Below are 810 nucleotides of genomic sequence, written 5' to 3'. Positions count from 1 at the left end.
AGGAATTGGGTTGGGGATTGTGCGTAAAGCGCAATCCAATACCCTTAATATTTCTCAAGGTGTTCGAGCGGTTGTCGATCGTCTCAAAACTGTTATTCCTTCTTCTGTGCATATGAGTATTATTAGCGATGATGCTATTTTTATTAAGGGCGCACTTCATGAGGTCGAGGTTGCATTGGTCATTGCGGTTCTCAGTGTTATTTTGGTTATTTTTCTTTTTCTGAGAGATATTCGTGTAACGCTTATTCCTGCCTTATCTATTCCTGTTGCTTTAATTGGAACAATTGCTGCCATTTACCTTGTAGGGTTTTCATTGAATATTCTCACATTTTTAGGACTTGTTTTGGCAACAGGGCTTGTGGTGGATGACGCGATTGTTGTTCTTGAGAATATTGTTCGGTGGCGCAATATGGGATTTGGTTCTCGGGCAGCGGCGGTGTTGGGAACACGAGAAGTGTTTTTTGCTGTTTTAGCAACAACATTGACTTTAGTTGCCGTTTTTGTACCTATTTCTTTTCTTCCCGGGCAAGTTGGAGCACTTTTTAGAGAATTTGGTTTTGTGTTAGCAATTTCTATTCTGCTTTCTTCGTTTGTTGCTTTAACACTTTGTCCTATGTTGGCTTCACGTTTTCTCAAAGGACATGCTGAGAGCAATGGAAAAGGAGCGTATCATTTTACTTTTTTGTATAAATTAGGCTCTTTTTTTAGAAAAGGATATCATTATAGTCTACATAAATGTTTGGGAAGACCTTGGACGGTTATTTTTTCTTCAGTTATTTTTGCTGGTCTTTGTTTTGGAGGCTATACGAA

The 810-nt window shown here is 38.8% G+C and carries 1 protein-coding gene; it reads left to right on the top strand.

Annotated features, from left to right (window positions below; genetic code table 11):
- On the top strand, nucleotides 1–810 hold an 810-nt coding region (locus ACFINO_RS10200), incomplete at both ends, for an efflux RND transporter permease subunit (protein ID WP_375655710.1).

Source organism: Bartonella sp. AA83SXKL, assembly GCF_042196965.1.
GTDB lineage: Bacteria > Pseudomonadota > Alphaproteobacteria > Rhizobiales > Rhizobiaceae > Bartonella.
Note: the sequence above shows the minus strand (reverse complement) of the source record. Positions and strands in the feature narration are given on the sequence as shown.